This is a genomic window from Candidatus Ruminimicrobiellum ovillum, from assembly GCF_002392975.1.
In the GTDB taxonomy this organism is placed as follows: domain Bacteria; phylum Elusimicrobiota; class Endomicrobiia; order Endomicrobiales; family Endomicrobiaceae; genus Ruminimicrobiellum; species Ruminimicrobiellum ovillum.
Map to the genome: position 1 here is coordinate 288,140 of NZ_DGIC01000010.1, position 25,349 is coordinate 313,488.

The window sequence follows — 25,349 nt, forward strand, 5'->3', positions numbered from 1 at the left end:
ATACTTTGAAAAACATTAGAAATTTTTGCATCATTGCACATATAGATCACGGTAAAAGTACTCTTGCCGACAGACTTCTTGAATATACAGGTACCATTTCAAAAAGAGAAATGAAAGATCAAATTCTCGACGGTATGGAACTTGAAAGAGAAAGAGGTATCACGATAAAGGCAAAAGCCGTTAAAATGCAGTATAAAGATAAAGACGGTCAGGAATATATTTTAAATCTTATAGATACCCCCGGCCACGTGGATTTTACTTATGAAGTTTCCCGTGCTTTGGAAGCATGTGAAGGTGCACTTTTGGTTATAGATGCATCGCAGGGTGTTGAAGCACAAACTCTTGCAAACACTATGCTTGCAAAAAATGCCAACTTAAAAATTATTCCGGTAATAAACAAAATAGATTTACCTACCGCCGATATAGATTCCGCTTATGAACAAATGACGGATGCTTTGGAAGTTATAGATCAACCTATACTTGCAAGTGCAAAAGAAGGTATCGGTATAAACGAAATTGTAGATTCTGTTATAGCAAATATCCCCGCACCGCAAGGCAAAAAAGAAGACCCGTTATCCGCTTTGATATTCGATTCATTTTATGATTCTTATAAGGGTGTTGTCATTATTATAAGAGTGTTCGACGGTACAATCAAAAAAGGTATGAAAGTAACATTTATGGCTTCAGGTGCTCAATACGAAGTGCTTGAAGTCGGATATATGAAAATAAAACCCGTAGAATCGGACAGCCTTTCTGCCGGTGAAGTAGGTTTTGTCGTTGCAGGTATAAAAACAATACAAGATGTTAAAATCGGTGACACAATAACTGAAAGTTCAAGACCTACAACTCATCCGCATGCAGGTTATAAAGAAGTTAATCCGTTTGTGTTTGCAGGTCTTTATCCTTACAGCACATCCGATTACGACAGTTTAAAAGTTGCTCTTGAAAAGTTGCAACTTTCGGATGCTTCTTTAACTTATGTTCCGGAAACTTCCGTAGCTTTAGGGTTCGGTTACAGGTGCGGATTTTTAGGTCATCTTCATTTGGAAATCGTTAGAGAAAGATTAGAGCGAGAATTCGGTTTAAACCTTTTGGTTACCGCACCTAACGTTATATACAATGTAAAAACAAAAAATCAGATGGTAACAATAGATAATCCCGCGAAGTTTCCCAACAATGCGGAAATCCAGGAAATTTGGGAACCGTATGTTATGGCAACGATAGTTTCTCCTACCGAATATCTCGGCGGACTAATGGATTTGTGTCAAAAGAAAAGAGGCAAACAGGTTGACATGAAATATGTTAACATGAAAATTGCCATTTTAAAATACGAAATTCCATTAGCGGAAATTATTGTAGGTTTTTACGATGCACTCAAATCCGTATCTAAAGGGTACGCATCGTTCGATTACGAACATATAGCACCGCAACTCGGCGATTTAGTAAAACTTGAAATACTTGTTAACGGTGAAGTTGTGGATGCTTTTTCAGTTATAGTTCATAAAGATAAGGCACAAACTGCCGCACACTTTTTAACGGAAAAATTAAGAGGAATTATTCCCCGCCACATGTTTGAAATTCCTATACAGGCAAGAATAAATAATAAGATTATAGCAAGAGAAACAATCTCTGCTATGAGAAAAGATGTTCTTGCAAAATGTTATGGCGGTGATATCACCAGAAAGAGAAAACTTCTTGAAAAGCAGAAAGAAGGTAAGAAGAAGATGAGACAGTTCGGGAAGGTTGAACTGCCGCCGGAAGCGTTTGTTGCGGTGTTACAGATTGACAAGTAATTGCAAATTACTTGTTAACAACTTATAGCGACCTTAATATTTTGGTTATAATATTGAAACTCAGGAAATCGAGTACACCCTTACGGGATCCAAGTACACTTCATTCCTGAGTTTCTTCATTCTAACACAAAATCTTAAGGTCTTAAACTACAAAATGACTATAATTCTTTAAATTTTTATTCCTTATTAACTGAATTTATCATTTCATTTGCATATTTCAATAGATTATCTGAACACACATAGTAAATCCAAAAACTTCTATACATTTCGTTTTCTGTATCATAATCATCATAAACAAGTATTTCTTCAGTGTGATATTTTTTATTGTTTTTAATGCCTGTTGTAATGAAGCTTGTCACATTGAAACCATTTATTGTTTTACTCGATATTGTTTCCTTGATATTTGTACAAGCCAAAGATTTCAACTCTCTTTTTCCTTTACCTACATGTCCTTCAATTTGTTCTTGTTTTGTATAACTTGGTTTCTTTTCTCCACCATAGTAAGTTGCTTCCACATAAAAATAATTATTTTTATCTTTCTTTTTTAAAACAAAATCTTCAAGTATTATAGTTTTCGAGTATTTAGTGTTAGGAGAACTACTATTAACTTCTAACTCTATTTTTGGTTTCTCAAAATAAATATCATTTGTTAAATATAATCTTTCCGCATAAATAAATTTAACACTAGATAAACATAAAAATAGTAGTACTAATAAATTTGATAGTTTTTTCATTTTTTTCTCCTATTATTTATAAAAATAAAAATTTTTTCTTGCATTTTCTTCAAATTCAAATTGTTGTTTTTGTAAATTTTCTATTTCTTCTTCAAGAGCAAAATATTGATCTTGTTTTTTTGAATAATCACTGACAATATTAAATACCATTACAGTAGCTGTACCATAAGTTGTTGGATATGTAAAGTTTTTTCCTGAATATCTTATATATTCACGTATTGTTTGTCCAACAATAAAGCTTTTGTTTGTCTTAATAAATATAGTAGGGTATTCTGTCCCCTTATGTCCATATGCCAATTGATTCCATGTACCATAAAAGTCACTATAACCATATTGATATTGTCGCGGAATATTTTGAATAGCTAAAATGCCATTAGGAATTACTTGTAAAACTATCATATCAGTAGTAAACAATGTATGATTTTTTATATTATCCGGCATATAGTACGGATCATAACTACAAAAATTACTTGCCATGATATAATCGTATAAACTAGCTTTCTTATTCAGTTTATTATCTATTTGCTTTTGATTTTCCTGATATTTTTTATTTTCTTTTAGACGGTTATAATATAAATTCTTTTCATAATCTAAACCCATACTGTTAATATTATTTTCTTTATCAAGCAACTTTTCTAAATTTAAATTAAAAATATTTTCTTTTATTTCTATAGGAATGAGATTGCGATCAAACGAATAAGATAATTTCTTGTATTGTCTAATAGAATTAATTGTATTTGATTCATCTATTATTTCGTTTTTTATTTTAGTTTTAATTTCTTTAATAAACTTGTAAAATTTATCTATTTCCTGACTTATTTCAAAGAAAGCTTTATTATCACATGTTTTTGTACTTTTATTTATTTCATAATATCTATTTAACAAAAGATCAGGCTCTAAATTTTTCAGTTCATCAATAGTAAATATAAATTTAATATCTTTTATTTTGTCTAGATATTCATTTGTATAAATATACTGAATACCATTTATAACCCTTGAATTTGCTTCTGCGATTTTAGTTTCATTTTTTTTAGCCATTAAATTAGTTGCGCAAAAATTTAAAGATAAAAAAATAATAACAGCATAAAGTAAAATTTTTAATTTCATTTTTCTCTCCTTTTTATTTTTGACATTTTGTAAGGTTTCTTATACAAAATAAAAGGCGACCTTCCTTAAGTGCGGTTACGAAGCCCACATAAAAAAGGTCACCCGAGCATCTATGCCATATTTCAGACATAGAATACTCTTATAAAAGGTGACACTTTTTTTGGAGTTCGTAACCGTATTTATATTGCTATAAATAGGCGAAGATTAAATCTTCCACCAAAAAAATGTATCAATATTAAGCTTTATAAAAAATTACATTTAGTAATTTTTTATTATTTTATTAAAAATCAAATATGTTTTACAATATATTTGTCAAAAATCTAGATAATATTAAATAATAAATGTTTTAAAATTAAAGTATATCTTTTGTTTTTCCATCTTTACTAACAAATTTTTTTGAATTCTTGGATAAATACTCGATAACTCCATGAAATATATTCATTGCATCAATTGTAAAAATTGTTGTTATTGGTTTTGAAATACAATATTTAATTTTTATTTCTTTTAATTTTGTCTTTGTCTTATTTTGATATGTAATAAAAGCATTATCAAAACATAGAGATTTTTCATATATTCCAGGTATATGTTTACAATTGTTAATAATATCCTTTAAAAGTTCAATTAATAGATAAGTTTTGTTTTTTGATAAATCTTCAATTAAAGTTTGTTCGGTATCATAAATTTTTTTACCTAAAAATTGTTTTTCATCAATTTTATTGTTTTGTATATATTGTTTATCTAATGTTATATTAAGATCTAATATTTTAAAACTTGGCAGAATAGTAATATTTGTTTGTACAGCTCTTAATAATGGATTTCCGTCTTTATCAGTAAAATCATCATTTGTCAATTCTCGAACAATTAACAAATCTATTTTATTAGTTATAGCTTTTTGTTTAGCACCAGCTTGATATCCTTTTCTAGTAGCAAAAATGCCTTTTAAATCGGGTATATCTTTTAATTTACCTATGAAAGCATCAATTTTATCAACACTTATTGTATTATTATAATCTTTACATTCTATTACTGTTTTATATGTTATACCTGCTATTTCATATTCCCAGTAAATGTCAAATTCTCTTTCAACACCACAATTATCAGAAATTTTTTTGTGCATTTCTATCTTGATATTTTTTTGCCCAACAATATTATCGGCTTTAATAATAGCATCAAACATATCTTTTACAAATATTTCGTAATTATATCCAGGTTTCATATATTCTCCATAGATATTATTTTTAAAAAAATGTATTCTAATACATTTTATTTTTCTGTATTGTTTTATTTGAATAAATCTAAATATTTATTAAGTTCGTAATATCTGTTTCTCAATGAGTTTGTTTTTTCTTTTAAAATTATCCACCTTTATAAACCTCTTTATTAAATTCTTATTTCAATTTTATGCTATTTTTTGAAATAAGACAAGTTATTATTTCAAGTTTTGAGTATTTTTTGAAATAAGGAGTTTTGTTATTTCAATTTTTGGTCATTTTTTAAAATAAGGAAAGGAAATTTGTCTACTTTCTTGTTTAATCTAAAGGAATCTGCTTTTCCGGCCAGCCGTAATCTTTATATTTTGTTGCTGCAATGTTATGTTTTTTTACATAATTAGCTAACACTTCTGCTCTTTTGTTCAATCTTAATTAATCTTTTTAGTGTAATCGTATTTAGACATTTTGTAACTAAACAAACAACTTATTATAAAAACCGTAACACCTAAAAAAACAAAAGTGTTCGATATTCCAATTTTTTGTGCAACAGAACCGGTAAAAAAACTGCTTAAAGAAAATGTTCCTAAAAAGCATAAAGCATTTAAACTTATTATTCTTCCCCTTTTTTCGTCCGCAACAGCAGTTTGTACCAACACATTTTGCGGCGTTATAAAAAATGTTGAACCTACCCCCAAAAAGAACATTGCTATCAAAACAAAATAGTGGTTGGAATTTAGTCCGGTAAAAATAAAAGCGGAACTTACAAATATACAACCGATAAACAAAATTCTTCGTAACCCTTTTACCGACATTTTAGATGCAATAAGTAAAGATGCAGTAAGTGAACCTACACCTGTTGCACCGAGCAAATATCCCAAAATATCCGCTTTTGAAACAAGAACATCCGCCGTATATATAGGTAAAAGCATAGGATAGCTCATAACCAAAAAACTAAACAGAAAAAGGTATACTTGTGCCGTTATTATCGGCGAATTTTTTATTGAATATAAAAATCCTTCTTTAATTGAACTAAAAATGTTTTCTTTTTGTGTTTCTTTATTTTTAAAATCTTTTATTTTCATTGCTTTTATTAGAAAAAAAGTGGGAACCAAAACCAAGAAGTTTAAAAGGAAACAATATTTTGCACCTAAATAACCTATAATAAGTCCGCCTATGGCAGGACCTATAAACCTTGCAAGATTAAAACAAGAAGCATTTAACGAAATAGCATTACCTAAATCTTTCGGATCATCCACCAAAAGAACGAAACTCGATTGTCTTACCGGTGCATCAATGGCTGCAACCGTATTTAAAAATACACCTAAAATTACTATAAGATAAAGGTTTAATAATCCGGAAAAAGCAACAATTGTCATTAAAAATGTTTGCAGTATATATAAAGATTGAACAATGATTAACAGTTTGTGTCTGTTATATTTATCTACAACCGCACCTGTAAAAGGGGACAAAATAAACAATGGTGCAGTACTTATAAAAGTTAAACTGCCCATAGTAAAAGCAGATTTTGTTATATCGTAAACAAGCCAACTAATAGCAACATTCTGTATCCATAACCCTATTTGGGTTATAGCAAGAGAAGGGAAAAATAACCTGAAATTTCTGTATTTAAATCCCCTGAAAATGTTTTTTAATCTGTTCATTTTTATTTTCATTCCAACGGTTAAAAATGTTTGCTAAAATTGCTCCGGAAATATTGTGCCATACCGAAAAAATTGCTCCCGGAACGGTAGCCATGGCAAGAGAAGCAAACGATGTTGATGCAAGGCTTGTTGCAAGACCTGAATTTTGCATACCGATTTCTATCGAAATTGCTTTAGTTTTCGGTATGTTAAATTTCAACATTTTTCCTAGCCCAAATCCGCAAGCATAACCTAAAACATTATGTAAGATAACAACGGTAAATACTATCAGACCCGTGGATAAAATTTTTGATGCGTTGTGCGATACAACACTTGCAACAATCATACAAATACCTGTAACGGAAATCACCGGAAGAACTTTTATCGCTTTTTGAGTAAATGTTCCGAAAAATTTGTTTATAATAAAACCTAAAACTATCGGTATAATAACCACATTTATAATGGAAATAAACATTGAATAAGTATCGACATTGACGGTGGTACTTAATAAAAGGTATGTAATTAAAGGAGTAAGAATTGGAGCAAGTATTGTGTTAACGCTTGTCATACTTACCGATAATGCAACATCCCCTTTAGAAAGATAAGTAATAACATTGCTTGATGTTCCTCCCGGACAAGCACCTACAAGAATAACACCGGTCATAAGTGCGGCATCAAGGTTAAACAGTTTACATAACATAAAAGCAATTAACGGCATTATGGTAAACTGCGCAACACAACCTGTAATAATATCTTTCGGGCGAACAAAAACAAGCTTAAAATCTTCAAACTTTAAAGTAAGTCCCATACCGAACATTATTATCATAAGAAGATAATTTATCCACGATAACGAAACCCATAATCCCGTTTGCGGAATAAATAAAGTTGCGGCTGTAACAACAAGAACTATCACAGCCATATATTTACCGAAAAAATTGCTGATATTATTTAATAAATTCATATTTATCTTCCGAAATAAATTTCAATTATTGTATAAATTAGCAAACAAGTTAGCAAATAATTGAAATTTGTTTTTGAGCGAAACGGATTTATCTTTTAAATAATAATTTTGCATTTCCCTCCTTTATGTACCGTTTCACTTTTGTACACTGCAGTCGGTAAATGTTTTATTCTTATTTAAAATCCTAAAATCCTTTGAGAGCAACCAACGACAAAAAAGAAATTTTCAATTTACATTAAAACTAAACTATGTTAGAATAAAATCACTAAGAAAAATAAAAAATTTAGGAGCAAATTATGAATATTAACGAATTAAGAAAAAATAATGAATTGGTAGATTTGTTTTGTTCTATAGCGGAAATACCGTCACCGTCACTAAAAGAGGAAAAAGTTATCGATTGGATTTGCAATTATTGTAAAGCAAATAATTTGCCTTGCGAGACAGACGACTATAAAAATATATACATAACAGTACCTGCAACGGATACAACAAAAAAACCGATTTTGTTATCTTCGCATATGGATGTTGTGGGAGACGATTCCCCCGTTGTTCCTTATTTGGACGGCGATTTAATAAAAGCCAAAGGCAGAACTCTGGGTGCGGATGATAAAGCGGGAGTTGCAAATGCATTGTATTTTGCAAAAGAGCTTGTAAAAAGGTCTGATATAAAACACGGCGGATTGGAACTTCATTTCACCAGAGATGAAGAAAACGGTATGACCGGTATAAAAAACACAGACTTTTCAAAAATAAATTCAAAGTATGTGTTGGTATTAGACAGTGATGCTCTCGGACAATGTTTGGTTGCAGGTGCAAGTTATGTGGATGTAAATTTAAAAGTATCAGCGCCAAAAGGCGGACATTCCGGGAACGATATCGGAGATAACACAAGAAAAAATGCAGCAAAATTAATTGCGGATTTGGTTTCCGATATGCCGCAAGGTGTTTTTTACAGTGAAAACGGGCAAGTTGTAACTTCTTGTAATATCGGCGGAATTTCTTCAGGCAACTTAAATGTTACAAATGTTATAAACACAGATGCCGCAGCAACATATTCTATAAGAAGTTCAAACAAAGTGAAAGAAAACGAACTTATACAAACCATGCAAAAAACAGTTGATGAATTTAATAAACAATATGAAGGTATTGCAACGGCAACAATTGTATTTAATGTAAAAATGCCGATGTTCGAAAAAAATCAAGACGAATACATGCCGAATTTATTTTCAAAAGTAGCTCGACAAGTCGGGATAGAACCTGAAATTTCATCGTTCCATGCGGGAGCTGAAACCCATATTTATGCCAACAAACAAAATGCTAAAGGTGAACAGTTTTCCCCGTACTTGATAGGGCTGGCAACAGTATGCAATATGCATTCCGGCAACGAATATGTTGATTATAAGACAATGATAAAAGGCCAGGAATTGTTAAAAGCGTTATTTGAAGCATATAACTCATAAACTTTTATAATACTAAAACTATTGAGATAAAACAGAATATGAGTTAGAATATATGTGTAGGAGGGCATTTACGGTTAAAATGTCGTAGCTTTGTTGTTGTGTTGTATAAAAACAAAACTATAAAAATATAAAATGCTTTTGAAAAAAACTTTGCTAAACAAGTGCATATCTGTTTTTATAACGATGGGATTAATCCTGTCGTCATCCGGCATTTCCGGTTTTGCCGCACCGGCAACAATACCTGTAAATTCGGTATATCCCGCATATGTTGAAAATGCAATTCCTTTCAATTTAGGAAAAGTTACAAACTCTGCGGATTTTTCAACATCAAAAGTTATAGTTCAAATTCAAGATTTGCATGGCGACTATCAAACACAAAAAAATATATCTTCAATACTTTCCTATTTGGATAAAAACTATGGTATATCCGATATTTATGTTGAAGGTGCTCCGCAAGGAAAACTAAGCACAAAATGGCTTGCCGATATATCCGACAATTCAACCAAGAAAGCTTTTATTGAAGCAATGATGTCCGTAGGGGAATTGTCCGGTGCGGAATATTTTTCCGTTACGGAAAACAAAACAAATATTTTAAAAGGTGCCGAAAATTTCAGTGCATATTCCGCAAATCTTTTAAGACTTGCTGAAATGAAAAGGAATCAGTCAATTGTTGAAGCACAACTTTTACCGTTACACCGCCAAATAGAGCTTCTCGGGCAGAAGAACTACGGCAAAGATAATAAAAAAATTCTCGAACTGTCTCAAAAACATAAGAAAAACGAAATTGTCACAGAAAAATATTTTAAAACTTTATTTAAGTTTGCACGTAAATACGGTATAAATACAGATAAATATCCGCAACTTTCTTTGTTTAAACAAATTCTTTCGATAAGAAACAAAATCAATACCGATACCATATCCAAAGAAACGGCAAATGCCGTAAATTTATTGAAAAAAGAATTATCTTTTGCAGAATATAAAGCACTTACCGAACTATCAAAATCTCCCGAAACAAAAAAAGTTTTTTATCTTGAATTAAGTAAATATTTACAAAAAACAAAAGATTATGAAAATTTTCCGCAAATAAAATTGCTTTCTTCATATATTCTGCTCAATTCACAAACAAACCCTATCGATTTTGTTCGTCAAGAAGAAATGTTTGTAAACGAAATAAGAAACAAATCGTCAATGACTTTAAGCGAACAAGAAGTTTTGTTTCTGGAAAGATTTGTTTCGATTTTCGAATCTTTGTTACAAAACAAAATAAATTACAGAGAATATAAAAATTATAACTATGCTTTTAGTGAGTTTGAACGTATATTAAACAAATATATAGTTTCTTCTAATCTTGATGCTTTAAAAAGTTCTATTGATACGGCAGAAAAGTTCTATTCGGTAAATACCGACCGTGACGAATATTTTGTTAAATCTATCGTTACCGGAAACGATAAAAATATATCAAAAGTAAAACCCGTACGTAATAGCAATGCTGAAAACATGTTAAAAAACGCTGCAAAAATAGATGTTATAATTTCCGGCGGGTTCCATACGGCGGGAATTTCAAAACTTCTTGAAGATAAAAAACAAAGTTATGTCGTTATTACCCCGGAAACGGTCGGCACAATTTCCGAATACGATAAAGTATACAATTCCATAATTACCCGTCAAGCATCAATGTTTGAAAGAAATGCGTTTGACTTTATTAAAAAATCTGCAGTTTTTGAAATGTCTCCGTTGTCGGTAGATCCCGTTAAAGCCGTATTTACCATAATTTTTTCCGAACAAACTTTAAGAAAGCTTCAAGCAAACAAAATGCTTGATGCAAAAATTATAGAAGATACAATAAATTCAGGTTACGGGAAAAAAGTTGTAGAAATAGAAAATATAGAAATTAATCCGGACACAATATATATAAATGCTAATGGTCAAAAACTTACAATTAAAAACGGTAAAGTATTTTATGAAAACGAACCGATAGAAGAAGAAACACCTGCTTCTGTTACCGAAACAGACGTTAGCGATGGTATTGCGGTTCAAAATGCAGTAATAGACTTTTTAATTTTGTCTGTAAGACACAACGTTACTAACAGTGAAATTGATGCCGTGTTTGATACCTTAAATAAAAATTATTTGAATGAACAAACTATAAATTTATTAAAAAATGCCGCACAAAAGTTTTCTACGGAACAAAGAAAATATATAGAAACCAAAATTGCTTTAATAGAAAATAATAATGGTAAACCGTTACTTTCAATTTATAAATCATCTCTTGCATCAAAAATTAAATTTAAACCGTTGGCTGTTGCCGTTGAAAATTTTTATTCCATTTTTATAGTTCCTTTTAAAGAACTTAATGATATGGCATCAATAGTAAGCGGTACAATTACACAGAAAGATTTTCTTGAAAAACATAAACAATATGTAAATGGTGATGAAAATACAAGAATGGTTATGGAACGAGCCCTTGATTCGATAATAAAAACTACCGTTATGTTCGGCGGAAACAATATTTTAGGAAAAGCCGTAAACTACGTTTTACATATGTTTCATAATGCAAAAGCAGTAGCTTCCCGTTCGGAAATTCAATTTACAAAAGATAAATATATAACAACCAGCATTTATGAGTTGATGAAACGAAACGGGCTTGGTGCTATTTATGACGGGCAGGGTACCAATTTCGGAGTATATTCTAAAAATGCCGAAAAAATGGAATTATGTCTTTTTGATGAACAAGGCAACGAAACAAGATACGAAATGTCTAAAAATAAAAAAGACGTTTGGAATATTTATCTTCCCAATATAAAGCCGGGACAAAGATACGGTTTTCGTGCACACGGCCCGTACGAACCGCAAAACGGACATTATTTTAATCCGAACAAACTTGCGGTAGATCCCTTTTCGTTCCAACAGGAATCCCGTTTTGTTTTTGACGATTCTTTAATAGTGTGCGAAAAAGGGAATTTGTATAAGCCCGATACAAGAGATTCCGCACCTTTTGTCCCTAAATCTATCGTTGTGGATTTAAGAAAATTGGATTCCGTTGAGACGGTAAAACCTCCGGTTTTATTAGAGAGTCAAAGGCCTGTTATTTATGAATTGCATGTAGGCGGTTTTACCGCTTTAAAACAAGATTTACCGCAAGAAAAAAGAGGCAGATTGCAAGGTCTTGCGGACGATGATGTTATTGAACATTTAAAATCCATAGGAATAAATACGGTTGAAGTTCAACCGATACAGTCCGATGCAAACGATCCGTATTCTCATGAAAGAGGTTTAAGAAATAATTCCGGTTATCAAACGGTAACATTTTTTGCTTTAAATCCGGATTTCGGTGATCCGTCAAACCCGCAGGAAAATTTAATAACTTTGAAAGAAACTATAGGAAAATTAAGCAAAAACGGTATCCGTTTCGGGATGGACGTGGTTGATAACCATACGGGAGAAGGTTCTGCTCAAACAGATCCTTCTTTATGTTACAGACTGTTGGATAATTCAACTTATTATTTGCTTAATCCCAACAATAAGGCCGGCTACGACGATGCTTCCGGTTGCGGAAATGCTTTCAATACAAACAACCCCGTAGTGCTTAATATGATGACAAAATATAAAGAAATGTATGCTCTTATGGGTGTCCGTTTGTTTCGACACGATTTGATGGCTGCTGCAGCAAGAAATGAAGAAACAAGAGAATTCGATCCTAATTCGGCATATATGCAAATATTTAATAACAGTGCAATTCTTTCAACAATAAAAGAAAAAGAGGGTATAGATGTAGTGGCCGAAGGATATATGGCAACAGGCGGTGTAAAAGGTGTAAGCTCTTATTTTACCGACGATTTCCATAAAGATATTTTTACATGGAACAGCGGAATAAGAGAAGCAATTCGTAATTTTATAATGGGAAGGTCAGGTCCTGGAGCTCTTGCTGCCGCTATTGCCGATCCCAATGAAGTAGGCAGCAGAAGACAACCTTATGTTTATTATATGGGTTCACACGACGGTCATCCTTATGCTCAACTTTTGGCTGTTCGTGAAAAAAATAATCTTGATAACGGGTGGAACAATAATGACGGTCCTAACGAGTACGGTATGGGGTTGGGATACGATAATGAACATATAGGTGAATATGTTGCCGCAGCTATGACAATTTTATCTTTTTGCCAAGGCCCGGTAATGTTTTCTATGGGAGATGAATTTTTAAGAACACAGCACGGAAACAATAATCCGTATAATCAAAGCAACGAATATTTGAATATGCGCTGGGATAATCAGGCACCGTTGGCAAAATATATGGGAGCACTTGCGAAATATCGTGCGGAACATCCTTCTTTGGATAGTTCTAAATGGAAACCTTTATCCGGAAAAGCGGTAAATGAAAACGGTGATAAAGATATTGCGTGGTTGCATCCCGATGGCGGAGAAGCACAATCTCAAGATTGGCAGGAACAACATTTCGGTTTTATGATTTCGGGAGATCGTCTTAAAGAATATGGTATTTACGATGATGATACTGTGGTTTTGATGAATATGACAGACACCCCTATTCATTGGAAACTTCCTTCTTCACAAAAAACAGGTCCGTGGCGGGTTTATTGTTCTACAAGAGATTTAGATTTATCGGCACAGGGAAACGAAGTTTACAACAATGTATATGTCGTAATGCCGGGCGAGGCAGTTGTATTATATAAAAGCAATGAGCAAAAAACAGAAAGTGTCGATGAACCTTTAAGAGCGGCACTTACAGTATCATATCCGAATTTTATTGAAAATATAAAATCAGGACCTTTAAAAAATGCAATTAAAGACATTTATTCGATTTTTGTTGCACCTTTTCGTGAACTCGGTGATATGATGGCGATTGTAAGCAGAACAATGACACAAAAAGAATTTCTCGACAAACATAAACAGTTCATAAGCGGAAACGAAAATCTGAAACTTTTTATGGAAAACAGGTTGGCATTTATAATAAAAGCTACTACTCTTGCAGGCGGTGCAACTATAACCGGAAAAGCCGTAAACATTGTTTTACATATGCTTAATAATATTGAAGCTGTTATATACTCTTTTATTGAGCGGACAAAAAATTTTATAAAAACGGTTACAATAAAAAGACAAATAAAAAAACTCGATGCGACAACTTATGTAATAAACACATCCGAATATAACAATGTTGTTCGCAATCGAATTGAAGAGCTTTCCGATATGGGTGTTAAAGTTGCGGTTATAGCAAATTATGTTGACGATAATCTCTTCCCGGAAAATATAAAGAAAGATGACTCGCTCGGTTTTACAACCGCAAAAATGTCGATCGGGGAAAATATTGATGTATACTTTACTTCAATTCTCTCAAATGCCGACTCTACCGATATTTTCGATGCTTTAAGTAATAACGGTACAAACCGCATTATATTTGAAGAAAGAGTTAAAGAAACCGAACAAGGAAAAGTCTTGCTCGGAAGATTATCTGATAAAATAATTCCGGTAAATCCGGAAATGCCGATATTTGAAAATATTGAAATTGCTTTACAATCCGAAAGAAGTGAAGAAAGAGTTAAGGCAATGAAAAAAATGCCGATAAATATGGACTATGTTTTTGAAGATGAACTTTCTTCTATTGAATCTGTACAAAACAGGGTTGCCGAAACTGTGGGTAAAAATTTCGATACAATAGTTGTTTCAAGTCAACTATCTACAGAAACATTAAGAACTTTAATTATGGAAGCACATAATAAAAATATTAGAGTAGTACTTACACACAGAATTACAAACGATGAATTAAACTTTGATATATCTTCGTTAACGGATAAAATGTCTTCTTCAAAATATATTTTAAACAAAAATGAATTTGTTGCTGTTGAAGGTGTAATTTTACAATTTGAAAGAATTGACACAAACAATGCGTTTGCAGTACAAAATATTGAAACGGCAGTGAACAATATTGAAAAAGTGTTAAATGTTTTAACTCGATCAGGTTATATCGGTGTTCAACTTGATACCGAAAATAAAATGTCGGATTTTAAGTTTAGAAATGAAGATATAGTAAACGTTTCGTTGTCGGATATGAACGATAAACGGACTTATCCGGAAGATGCAACGATATTGTTTTATGTTGATAAAAATTCAATTTCTCCCGATAGTATAATGCCATCGGATGTAGTGGATACGATAAAAAGATTTGAAAAGGCACAAACTGTTATAATTCCCGGATGGCTTGTGGATTTTGCCGAACATTCCGATGATGGTTTCAGTTTTAATCCGGTAAAGTTTTTAAGAGCAAGACTCGGTAACAGAAGCCGTATTGCCGCTACTTTGTCAGAAGCTGCAGATACCGGGAGACTTGCTGCGACTGAAAAAGGATATTATATACAGGAAGAAAATTCGGCTGTTTTCTACAAGTTGCTTTCGGCAGTAAGAAAAGGTGAAAATGTTGACGATAAACTTATAGAAGCGGCATTAAATGTTTATGTGAGTTATAAATCGTTGTCGGGTGCAACAAGACAAATAAAACTCGCCGAAACGCCGATATTAAAAGGCGAATTGCTTGACGCTTTAGTTAATTATAAAAATGAACAGAAAGGAAAAATTGTTTTAAAACAGTTTGGCGCTATAGTGCAAGGTATTCTTGAAACTACCGAATTTAAAAAGTATGTTAAAAAAGAATATTCGAATACGGATGATTTTGAAAATTATGCATTAGCTCTTGTTGAAGCAAGATTATTATGTTTTGAGTCCGGTATAGAAACAGAAGATGTTTATGGCAAAGACGAAATTCCTTACATAAAAGCATTGGAAAAGGTTGCCGGTGTAAAAATTGACGGTTTATCCGATACGGACGGCAATCGTCCTTTAAGAGAACAAATAAATGTATTATTTGAAGCAGTGAATAATACCGAAACTAAACCGCAAGATAAAGCTTTGGCTTTGGCAGACTTATTGCAATTGTTTGTTATAGATGTTCCCGAAATTAATTTTGCACAAATTTTGATAAACGGCGAAGAAGTACAAAACATTAAAGCTATTCTTTCTGCCGCATAATTTTTTATTGTTTTGGCTAAACGGATTTATCTTTTAAATTATAACTTTGTATTTGGCTCAATCGAGTACCAATCGCTGACGCTTACTTTTACGTACACTTCATTCGTTAGTTGCTTCATTCTAACATAAAATCTTAAGGTCTTAAACGACAACGACATTAAATATAAATTATCATAAAAATTGTTTAACTTGGAGCTTTATATGAAAAAAATAATATTTTTATTATTAACATTCGTTGTTTTAGTCGGTTGTTCGGGAAAAGTTGTTGAAGAAAAAACTAAGCTTATAGGTATGGCAAATCCTTGGACGGATTGCGGGACGGACTTTGAACAAGCATCGCTTGTTGCAGGTTTTACATTTCCGTTAAAACTTTCAAAATGTGATGTCAGAGCAATGAAAAATATGATAGAAATAAATTATCCGTTGGATGAAACAAGAACTGTTTGTGTTAGAAAAACAGATACCGAAAAACTTGCCAATGACGGTGATATTAGCGGAGTATATATAGAATATCCTGTAAATAAAGAAATTATGTTGAAAGGTGCCGTTCCTTTAAAAATCAGAGGAACGGAAGATAAAATCTATGTTATGAATATGGCTGCGTCAAACGGATATTATTCCGCTTACTGTAAAGACGGTATGACAATAGAAGAAATTGAAGGGATATACGATATTATCGCCGAAGCCGAAACTTCACAACTCTATTCCAACCATTAACATTAATTTTAATTATATATTAAAAATTCTTGCTAATTTCCAGGCAAACAGAGCTTTTGTGCAAAGTTGAAAAAAAACTGTCATAAGAGCAGCTTTTATTGAGGCACCAAATCCTTCTACTCGTACAAGTTTTGTAATTTTTGAAAAAATGTATATTGCAAACATGTATATAATAGGATAAATAAATATGGTTAAAATTATATCAAGTTTGAAAAAATGTTCTAAAACAAATTGAAAAACGGTTATAAGTATTGCAAAAAAGAAAAGTTTTATGGTATCGTAACGGATACCGTTTACTATTGCTGCTGTAAGCATTATTGCAGCAAAATTTGCTATTAAATAAGCTACAAAGTATATCATCATTGCCCTACTCATTTTTTGGCCTCCGAAAAAGTTTTAACTTATATTCATTATATAATTTTTTTTGCGATTAACAAATTTCTGTAATATAAACAAATATCTACTAATACTAACAGAAAATTAAATAAATACAGATAAAAAACGCCATCCATATTATAAAAATATTTATGAAACAAACCCGCAACATATCCAAGTTCCACAACATACATAAATAAAAGACTTTTACCCGCATTTTGTCTTGAAGTGTAACTTTTATAAATTGAAAAAGGCCATGCACTTGCAAAAGATAATAACATTATTATTTCAAAAACACTCATATAAATACTCCCTTCTATCCCTCTATTCCTCCGTTTTTCCGGCCAAATATCCGGTAGAAAATGCCGCTTGCAAATTAAATCCGCCGGTCGGTCCGTCTATATCTAAAATTTCTCCGCAAAAATAAAGATTTTCTATTAACTTTGATTTCATTGTGCTTTGTTCCACTTCTTTTAACGAAATTCCGCCTTTTGTAATAATGGCTTCATCTATAGGTCTTGTGGAGATAATTTTGAATTTTATATTTCTTAATCCGTCAAATATTTTTTTTCTTTTTTCTTTGTTTATTGCGGAACAAGTTTCTGTCCATTTTATATTATTTTTATCCATAAACGGTTCTATCATCTGTATCGGTAAAAGAGTTTTTAACATGTTTCTTACGGGCAAATTACCGAAGTTGTTCAACTCTCTTACAAGTCTGTCGTCCAACTGTTTGTCGTCTAAAGCAGGTTTTAAATTTACGGATATTTCAACAAGCTTTTTCTGTTCAAGCAAAGAAAACACTTGCGAACTTATCGTAAGAATTAAAGGACCTGTTAACCCGAAAATTGTAAACTCTATTTCTCCGAACAGTTTTGTTATAACTTTGTTATCTGCCAAAACTGAAATTTCAATATTTTTAAGTTTTAATTTATTTAATTTTTTTAAATTTTTATCGTCGGACACTAAAGGAACAAGTGCAGGTTGCGGTTTTATTATAGTGTGCCCCACGCTCTTTGCTAAATTGTAACCGTCACCGGTTGAACCGGTTAACGGATAAGATTTTCCGCCCGTTGCTAAAATAAATTTTGTTGCGGAATATTGTGTGCCGTTTTTTAATAAAACACTTTCTATTTTTTTATCTTTACAAACAAATTTTGTTACTTCGCTGCCGGTAATAATTTTTACATTGTTATTCTTAACAAATTTTATTAAAGCATTTACTACATCGTGAGCATCATTGCTTTCGGGAAAATATCTTCCGCCTCGTTCCAAATTACATTTTACCCCTAACTCTTCAAAAAAGTTAATGGTATCGGTATTAAAAAATTTGCCGAATGCACTATATAAAAATTTGCCGTTATTACCGAAACTATCGACAAACTCTTTTAAATCTGCACTGTTTGTAACATTGCACCTGCCTTTACCGGTAATGGAAAGTTTTATTGCAGGTCTTGTTTTCTTTTCCAGTAACAGAACGGATTTCCCTTGTTGCGCGGAAATACCCGCGGCAATAAGCCCGGAAGCCCCCGCACCTATTACTATAACATCTGCATTATTCATGATATTTTGATTTTAAATCTTTTAAAAGATTATCTATCTTTGAATAAAGTAAATTTATATCGTTTGTATCATTAACAAAAACAAGGTCTGCCATTGTGCAGCACAATGCAACTTGTTGACCTGAACCCGAAGATTGCGATTCTTTTTGTTCAAGTTCAATAAATTTTTCCAATGTTTGCGGATCGCCCGGTCTTTTTCTTTGTTGCATTCTGTCGAATCTTATTTTTTGGGGAGCATCTACATTTATTAAAACGAAATTCTTTATTGTTTTAAATGTTTTTACTTCTTCACTGTGTCTTATTGAAGTAATACAATAATCTTTACCGTCTTCAAATTTTTTCATAACGGATTTTGCCAACACTCCGTTACCGTTATCTTGTCTTAATTGTGTTCCGAACTTAATTAAATTTTCTCTTGTAGGTTCTATCCCCTGCTCTTTCATTAAAAGTCTTATTTCATCCGACAACGAAAAATGTGTAAAACCGTTATTTTTAACAATGTAATCTGCAACTGTGTCTTTACCCGAACAATACGATCCTGTTAATCCTATAATCATTTTTTCCCTGCCTGTGTTTGCGTATTAACTTTTTTTGTTTGTTGTTGTGTTGTATTTGTTTTTTCTGCTTTTTCAACAGTTTCTTTTTTTTCTGTTTGCGGTGCAACTTGCTGTTTTTGTGCAGCAGTTTTTTCTGCCGGTTTAGAAGTTTCCGTTATTTCCGGCTGTTGCCGAGTTTGTGTTGTTTGTTTCGGTGTATCGGTTTTTTCTGCGGATTTTTCCGGTTCTTTTGTCTCGGTTTGCACTTCTACGGAAGGTGTCGTCTCGGTCGGCGATACCGTATTATTCTTTTCTACCGTTTTACCGAACTTTATACTGAAAGAAAATCTGTGAGTCATTCCAATATCACCGTAGGGAACAAAAGCATAATCGAACACATAATCCAAATATTCTAAACCAAACCCGAGATTTATCCAATTAAACCCGGGAATATCTTTGTTCCTTCCTTCATAACCTGCTCTTAAATCAAAATTTAAGTTTTCCGCAATTTCAATGTTGTATTGTGTTCCGAAATTAACATATACTTCGTTATCGTTAGGAAAATTTAAATCTAAAGAAACAAGCCAATCGTTAATTACAAAATATGAAGCTCCGATCTTAAATAACAAAGGTAAAGACTCCGTCTCTTTATCAAATTTCATCTCCGTACCGAAATTTGTAAGTGCGGCACCGACAGCAATTTTATCGGTTAAATTATATTTGGCACCCAAATCCAATGCTATCGCAGAAGCGGATTGTTCTATTTTTGAATAAATATATTTTAAATTCAAACCGAAATCCAAATTTCCGTTAGAGTTTGCATAAGATAAGTATAATGCCATATCCAAAGGAGATATTGAACCGTCGGAAATTTGTTGATTGTCTATTTTATCTATATTTCCGTAAGAAACATACTGCATGCCTAACCCGAAAACTCCGTATTCGGAAGTAGGTAAAACAAAAGCCAACCATTCGTAGTTTACGTCTTCAAACCATATTGTATGAGAAAAAGAAAGTTCTTTCTTTTCGGCATAATTTAAGTTTGCGGGGTTCCAATAAACGGCATCCGTTCCATTATAAACGCTTGTAACGGCATTTCCCATACCCGCACTTTTTGCACCTATACCGAGCTTTAAAAATTGTGCTGTTGTTGAACCTATATCATCTTTTGAGAAAAAGGCTTGTGCATTTGCATAAGAAAAGAAAATCAATGCAAACATGATAAACAAACTTTTAAGATATCTCATAATCTCATATTTTAACATATTTTTTTAATATACAAAAGAAGATATTTTTTTGTATAATTAACCTATGGGTAAATTTCAATTATTAAAAGAAGATGTTCAAACTGTTTTTCAAAAAGATCCTGCGGCAAGATCTTGGTTAGAGGTGGTTTTATGCTATCCGGGACTTCATGCTATATGGTCGCACAGGTTTGCACATTATTTGTGGAAACACAAATTTTTCTTTTTAGCAAGATTATTATCTCATATAACAAGATTTTTTACCGGTATAGAAATTCATCCGGGAGCAAAAATAGGAAGACGATTCTTTATAGATCACGGAATGGGAATCGTTATAGGGGAAACTACCGAAATAGGAAACGATGTTTTGTTGTATAAAGGTGTAGTTTTGGGCGGAACATCTTTGGAAAAAACCAAAAGACATCCTACATTGGGTAATAACATTATTGTCGGTTCAAATGCTATTGTTATGGGAGCAATAACTATAGGGGATAATGCCAGAATCGGTGCGGCATCCGTTGTAACGCACAGTGTTCCCGCAAACGCTACGGCTGTCGGTATTCCCGCAAGAGTAAGTATGGGAAATACTCAAGACGAAATCACAAAATTGGAACATTCCAAACTTCCCGATCCTGTTGCAGATGCAATGAAATATGTTCTTAACGAACAAAGAAAACTCGAAGAAAGAATCAATCAATTAGAAAAAAAATAATATGAGCTTAAAGCTTATAGCTTATAGTTTGAACGACAGAACTACAAAGTTGTTGCTAACATTTTGTACTGGTCTAAAGTAAGTTTGTCCGGACGAAGCATTACATCTATGTTGTTGTCCGTTAAAAGTTTTGCTGTTTGTATTTTATCTGATTTTAAAAATGTCGATAAACAGTTTAACATTGTTTTTCTTCTCATTGTAAAGCAATGTTTTATTAACGGAAAAAGTTTTGTATTCGGTTCTTGAGGATATATGTTATAAAATTTTGCCACGGCAGACATAACTTTAGGTTTCGGATTAAAACATCCCGGAGGAACATCAAACAAAAACTCCGCATCGGCATAATATTGTCTGAATAAAGAAATGTAACCGTAATCTTTTGTTCCTTCGTTACTAATAAGTCTTGTAATAACATCTTTCTGTAACATTATTACGCCGGAAACAAAATTCTTGTTCGGTAAAAATTTTTGAACTATTGCCGTTCCCACATTGTAAGGAAGATTTGCAACAATTTTGAATTTTGTGTCGGGTAAATCAAACTTTAGAAAATCTCTGTTTATTATGGTAATATTTTTATTGTCTTTATATTTTGTTTGTAATGCTTGTGCTAAATTTGAATCTATATCGACAGCAATAAGGTTATCGGTATAATCTTTTAAAATGTCGGTAAGTGCTGCTTTACCCGGTCCGATTTCTATAACCGTATCGTTTTTTTGTATATCTGCACTTTCAACAATTCTGTGAGCAATATTTTTATCCGTTAAAAAATTTTGTCCGTGCGGTTGTCTCATGTAAAAACTCCGATTTTTATTAACTAGATTTATTATATAAAATATCAAAAAATTTTGTAAAAGTATGATATAATATTGCTGAGTAAAATTTTATTAAAAGGAGAACCAAAATGCTTATTGCTTTAATAGTTTTATGTGTGTTAGTTGTTATTGCAGTTATTTTTTTGTGGTCAACCTATAACAGATTAATTTTACTGAGAAACAGAATGAAAGAAGCTTGGAGTGATATAGATGTTTTATTAAAAAGAAGATACGATTTAATACCGAACTTGGTTGAAGTTGTTAAAGGATATGCCGCACACGAAAAATCAACATTGGAAGCGGTTATAAAAGCAAGAAATATGGCGATGTCTGCAAGTAACAAAACCATAGAAGAACAGGCTAAATCGGAAAACTTTTTGAGCGGAACATTAAAATCTTTATTTGCATTAAGTGAAAATTATCCCGATTTAAAAGCAAATGTAAACTTTTTGGAATTGCAGAGAGAACTTGTAGATACAGAAAACAAAATTCAGTCTTCAAGAAGATTCTATAACACAAATGTTTTGGCTTTAAATACTAAAATAGAAATGTTCCCCAGCAACATAATTGCAAATTTCTTCAATTTTGAAAAAGGTCAATTTTTCAACTTGGAAAACGAAGAAGAAAGAAAAGCGGTAAAAGTATCATTTTAATAAATTATTATGATAACAACTTACGATTATATCGAAAATAATAAAAGAAAAACAGTCTTGTTAATTTTATTGTTTCCTGTAAGTCTGTTGGTGTTAATGTTTGTCGCATTATATGTCGCGCTTTTACTATTCCCCGAAATGAGAGTTGATAATAGTTCCGTATTTATCCAAATTATTAATAATTATTGGATATTGTTTATTGCATGTATTCTGGTTTCTACCTTATGGACGGTTATAGCTTTTTTTGAAGGCTGTAATATGATAATAAATACGGTAAACGCAATAAAAATACAAAGAGAACCTGTTAGTTACAACGATGATATCAAAAGAAAGTTGGAAACTTTATCCATAAAAAAAGATACTTTGAAACCAAAAATACCGCTCGAAGAAATAAAACAAATTTTAGAAAATATATCAGTAAAAGCAAAAATACCGACGCCGAATTTATATATTGTTGAAGATGAATTAGGAAGAAAATCTTTGATTGTCGGAACCAAAGCAGACAGTGCCGTAATACTTACAAAAAGCTTTATAGAAACAGCAGACAGATCCAGACTTGAAGCGTTTATAACTCGCGAAATCGAACTTATTATTCAGCAAGACGCAAAAAAGCAAGTAAGTAGAATTTTAGAAAATGTATCTATAACGGCGGGAATACCGACACCGAATCTTTACATAATGGAATACGAAAAGGGTTTAAATGCTTTTGCTGTAGGAACAAACAAAAATAATTGTGCCGTAATACTTACAAAAGGATTGATAGAAACATTAGATAATTCCGAACTTGAAGCGGTTATAGCTCATGAAGTTGCACATATTCTTCATCAAGATACAAAGCTTATGATGATAGTCACATTATTAATCGGTTTTTTTACATATGTCGGCTATATTATGGTTAGATCTCTTGGCAGAGGAAGATCTTCAAGAAAAAGTAACGATAAGGGCGGAGCAATATTATTGTTAATCGGATTGGCTTTTCTTTTGTATGGGTATGTTGTGGCTCCGTTGATAAGGTTTGCCGTGTCACGAACAAGGGAATTTCAGGCGGATGCAAAATCCGCTCTTTTAACAAGAAATCCGCAAGCATTGATTTCCGCACTTAGAAAGATTAATAATTCTCCTATAGTTGACGTTCTTAACGGTAAAGTTAATAACAATGAACTTGTGGCACCTATGTGCATAGAAAATCCATTAAAGAAAAAAGTAAGTTTATTTGATTTTTTATCAAATTTATCAAGCACACATCCGCCGATAGAAAAAAGAATTCAAGCTCTGGAAGTTATGGACGGCAGAGGTTTGTTTTCATATTAAAAAAGAGAGCAAAATATAAAAATTTTGCTCTCTTAAAAATATTTCAATTCTTTAATTAAAACTTAATTTGTGTTCCGAAATATACTGCAGTACCGGGCATTTTTGCTATAGGATAATTGTCTGCATCTCTGTCTAAAAATATTTCGTATTCCTGATTTGTTAAGTTTTCTCCGTTAACAAACAATTTTATATTGTCGGTTACTTCATAACTTAACTTTGCACTAACAACGGCGAAATCACTTAATCTTTCTGCTTTGTTATCCTGACTGTAATAGTTTCCTATATACATTCCGTTCAATGCCAAAGCCCATTTACTGATTTTAAAATTTACATTTAAATCTATTTTATCTTGAGGTCTTCCTTGTGTATGTTCTCCGGCATCAAAATAAGTATATCCCGCTTGTGCATCAATAAAATTGTTAAATATATAACTTAAATATAATTCCGCACCTTTAAATTCATATTCTCCGACATTTTGTAAAAGCATCGGCGGCGGAGCCATTTTGTTGGGAGCTTTTTGTATTAAGTTATCGCCTTTCATAACAAAACCGGTAACATTAAAAATAAAGTCATCTTTTTTAAATTCCGCACCTATTTCATAATTGTCGACAATTTCTGCTTCCAATTTTTCGTTTCTTACCGGAACTAAATATAACTCGTTTAAATAAGGGCTTCTAAATCCCCTGCTGTATAAACCTTTAACCAATAAACTTTCGGTAAAAGCATATTCCAATCCTGCTCTAGGAATAAATTGTTCTCCGGAAATTTCGTTGTTGTTGTATCTTACACCTGCAACTGCAGTTAATTTGTCGGTAAAGTTGTGTTTATCTAAAGCATAAAATGCATATTCATAAAGTTTCCAATTACCGATGTTCATTCTTCCGCTTGCGGATTGAGTCAACAGCTCTCCTTCCTGTTGTTTATAATCAGCACCTAATTTCAACAAATTGTTATCGCCTATTTCCCAATCATAGTTTGCCATTGCACCGGTCAAACTGTCTTTTGAATGCCAATTGTTTGAAAATTTGTGATCACCTTCGTTTCTGTATCCTCTAATCGTTAATTTCCCTCTTGAAAAAAGTTTATCGAAATTCAATTGATATGAATTTCTGTGATAATCTTCCCAATAATTATTTAAATAAATCATACCGCCGTCTTTCGTTCTTGTTTCCGGTTCATGTTTTACACCTTGAAACTGTTTTGCTTCAAAAATTAACGAAGAGCCGTCCCTGAAAATATATCCCAACTTTTCATATAAATCTGTTGCGTTATATTGTGAATTTTCTAAATGTCCGTCGCTGGTTATTTTGTTTGCGGCAACTTCGTATAATATGTTACTTTGTAATCCTCCTACATACACTTTAGAATTTTGTGTATTGAATGAACCGAAAGAAACATCTATGCTGCCTTCAAGCGGTTTCGTAGGTGTTTTTGTTATTATGTTTATTACGCCGCCGAGTGCTCCGGAACCGTACAAAACACCGTC

General features: G+C 32.2%; 19 protein-coding genes. 7 read left to right on the forward strand and 12 right to left on the reverse strand.

From position 1 onward, the window contains the following. The first annotated feature begins 5 nt into the window (after positions 1–5). On the forward strand, positions 6–1,793 hold the full coding sequence (gene lepA / locus B2Y85_RS05890; RefSeq protein WP_372519547.1) for a translation elongation factor 4: 1,788 nt from the start codon (positions 6–8) through the stop codon (positions 1,791–1,793). A gap of 176 nt (positions 1,794–1,969) precedes the next feature. Here lepA and B2Y85_RS05895 read toward each other — a convergent pair whose 3' ends face one another. From B2Y85_RS05895 to B2Y85_RS05915, 5 genes are all read right to left on the reverse strand, one after another. Then, positions 1,970–2,527, reverse strand: coding sequence for a hypothetical protein (locus B2Y85_RS05895; RefSeq protein WP_372519548.1), 558 nt, complete (start codon positions 2,525–2,527; stop codon positions 1,970–1,972). A gap of 12 nt (positions 2,528–2,539) precedes the next feature. Next, complete coding sequence (locus tag B2Y85_RS05900; RefSeq protein WP_372519549.1) at positions 2,540–3,634, reverse strand: hypothetical protein; 1,095 nt, start codon at positions 3,632–3,634, stop codon at positions 2,540–2,542. A 352-nt stretch (positions 3,635–3,986) separates the two neighbouring features. Next, positions 3,987–4,850, reverse strand: a complete 864-nt coding sequence (locus tag B2Y85_RS05905) for a restriction endonuclease (RefSeq protein ID WP_372519550.1) — start codon at positions 4,848–4,850, stop codon at positions 3,987–3,989. A gap of 423 nt (positions 4,851–5,273) precedes the next feature. After that, on the reverse strand, positions 5,274–6,506 hold the full coding sequence (locus tag B2Y85_RS05910) for an MFS transporter (protein ID WP_372519551.1): 1,233 nt from the start codon (positions 6,504–6,506) through the stop codon (positions 5,274–5,276). Beyond that, positions 6,472–7,446, reverse strand: coding sequence for a bile acid:sodium symporter family protein (locus B2Y85_RS05915; protein ID WP_372519552.1), 975 nt, complete (start codon positions 7,444–7,446; stop codon positions 6,472–6,474). Before B2Y85_RS05915 ends, B2Y85_RS05910 begins: the two co-directional genes overlap by 35 nt. Positions 7,447–7,742: 296 nt before the next feature. Between B2Y85_RS05915 and B2Y85_RS05920 the strand changes: the two genes are divergently transcribed. From B2Y85_RS05920 to B2Y85_RS05930, 3 genes are all read left to right on the forward strand, one after another. Next, positions 7,743–8,906: a M20/M25/M40 family metallo-hydrolase gene (locus B2Y85_RS05920; protein ID WP_372519553.1), complete on the forward strand. Its 1,164-nt coding sequence runs from the start codon at positions 7,743–7,745 to the stop codon at positions 8,904–8,906. A gap of 138 nt (positions 8,907–9,044) precedes the next feature. Beyond that, the gene (locus B2Y85_RS05925; RefSeq protein ID WP_372519554.1) at positions 9,045–15,941 is read left to right on the forward strand and encodes an alpha-amylase family glycosyl hydrolase; all 6,897 of its coding nucleotides are present in this window, start codon (positions 9,045–9,047) and stop codon (positions 15,939–15,941) included. Between the two features lie 201 nt (positions 15,942–16,142). After that, the gene (locus B2Y85_RS05930; protein ID WP_372519555.1) at positions 16,143–16,658 is read left to right on the forward strand and encodes a hypothetical protein; all 516 of its coding nucleotides are present in this window, start codon (positions 16,143–16,145) and stop codon (positions 16,656–16,658) included. Between the two features lie 12 nt (positions 16,659–16,670). Here B2Y85_RS05930 and B2Y85_RS05935 read toward each other — a convergent pair whose 3' ends face one another. Genes B2Y85_RS05935 through B2Y85_RS05955 form a run of 5 tightly spaced genes read right to left on the reverse strand, consistent with a single transcriptional unit; the run spans position 16,671 to position 20,378 of the window. Further along, a complete protein-coding gene (locus tag B2Y85_RS05935; RefSeq protein WP_372519556.1) occupies positions 16,671–17,033 on the reverse strand; it encodes a hypothetical protein in 363 nt (120 codons plus the stop codon). Between the two features lie 35 nt (positions 17,034–17,068). Further along, entirely contained in the window at positions 17,069–17,335 is a 267-nt protein-coding gene (locus B2Y85_RS05940; protein WP_372519557.1) for a hypothetical protein, read from the reverse strand. Positions 17,336–17,357: 22 nt separating this feature from the next. After that, entirely contained in the window at positions 17,358–18,596 is a 1,239-nt protein-coding gene (locus B2Y85_RS05945) for an NAD(P)/FAD-dependent oxidoreductase (RefSeq protein ID WP_372519558.1), read from the reverse strand. Next, a complete protein-coding gene (locus B2Y85_RS05950) occupies positions 18,589–19,152 on the reverse strand; it encodes an AAA family ATPase (protein WP_372519559.1) in 564 nt (187 codons plus the stop codon). The genes B2Y85_RS05945 and B2Y85_RS05950 overlap by 8 nt, the downstream gene beginning before the upstream one ends. Further along, positions 19,149–20,378, reverse strand: a complete 1,230-nt coding sequence (locus B2Y85_RS05955; RefSeq protein ID WP_372519560.1) for a PorV/PorQ family protein — start codon at positions 20,376–20,378, stop codon at positions 19,149–19,151. Before B2Y85_RS05955 ends, B2Y85_RS05950 begins: the two co-directional genes overlap by 4 nt. Positions 20,379–20,442: 64 nt before the next feature. Between B2Y85_RS05955 and cysE the strand changes: the two genes are divergently transcribed. Continuing rightward, positions 20,443–21,087 carry a serine O-acetyltransferase gene (gene cysE / locus B2Y85_RS05960; RefSeq protein WP_372519561.1) on the forward strand — a complete coding sequence of 215 codons (645 nt, stop codon included), beginning with the start codon at positions 20,443–20,445 and terminating at the stop codon, positions 21,085–21,087. A gap of 41 nt (positions 21,088–21,128) precedes the next feature. On the opposite strand, the gene rsmA is transcribed toward cysE, so the two are convergent. Next, positions 21,129–21,878 (reverse strand): 16S rRNA (adenine(1518)-N(6)/adenine(1519)-N(6))-dimethyltransferase RsmA, encoded by a 750-nt coding sequence (gene rsmA, locus B2Y85_RS05965; protein ID WP_372519562.1) that lies wholly within the window; start codon positions 21,876–21,878, stop codon positions 21,129–21,131. Between the two features lie 110 nt (positions 21,879–21,988). Here rsmA and B2Y85_RS05970 point away from each other — a divergent pair, with 110 nt between their 5' ends. Both B2Y85_RS05970 and B2Y85_RS05975 read left to right on the forward strand, forming a co-directional pair. Beyond that, complete coding sequence (locus tag B2Y85_RS05970) at positions 21,989–22,552, forward strand: LemA family protein (protein ID WP_372519563.1); 564 nt, start codon at positions 21,989–21,991, stop codon at positions 22,550–22,552. Between the two features lie 9 nt (positions 22,553–22,561). Further along, the gene (locus B2Y85_RS05975) at positions 22,562–23,863 is read left to right on the forward strand and encodes a M48 family metalloprotease (RefSeq protein ID WP_372519564.1); all 1,302 of its coding nucleotides are present in this window, start codon (positions 22,562–22,564) and stop codon (positions 23,861–23,863) included. 55 nt (positions 23,864–23,918) lie between these two features. Here the strand turns inward: B2Y85_RS05975 and B2Y85_RS05980 are convergent. Next, positions 23,919–25,349, reverse strand: a 1,431-nt coding sequence (locus B2Y85_RS05980) for a TonB-dependent receptor plug domain-containing protein (RefSeq protein WP_372519565.1), incomplete at its 5' end; no start/stop codon positions are given.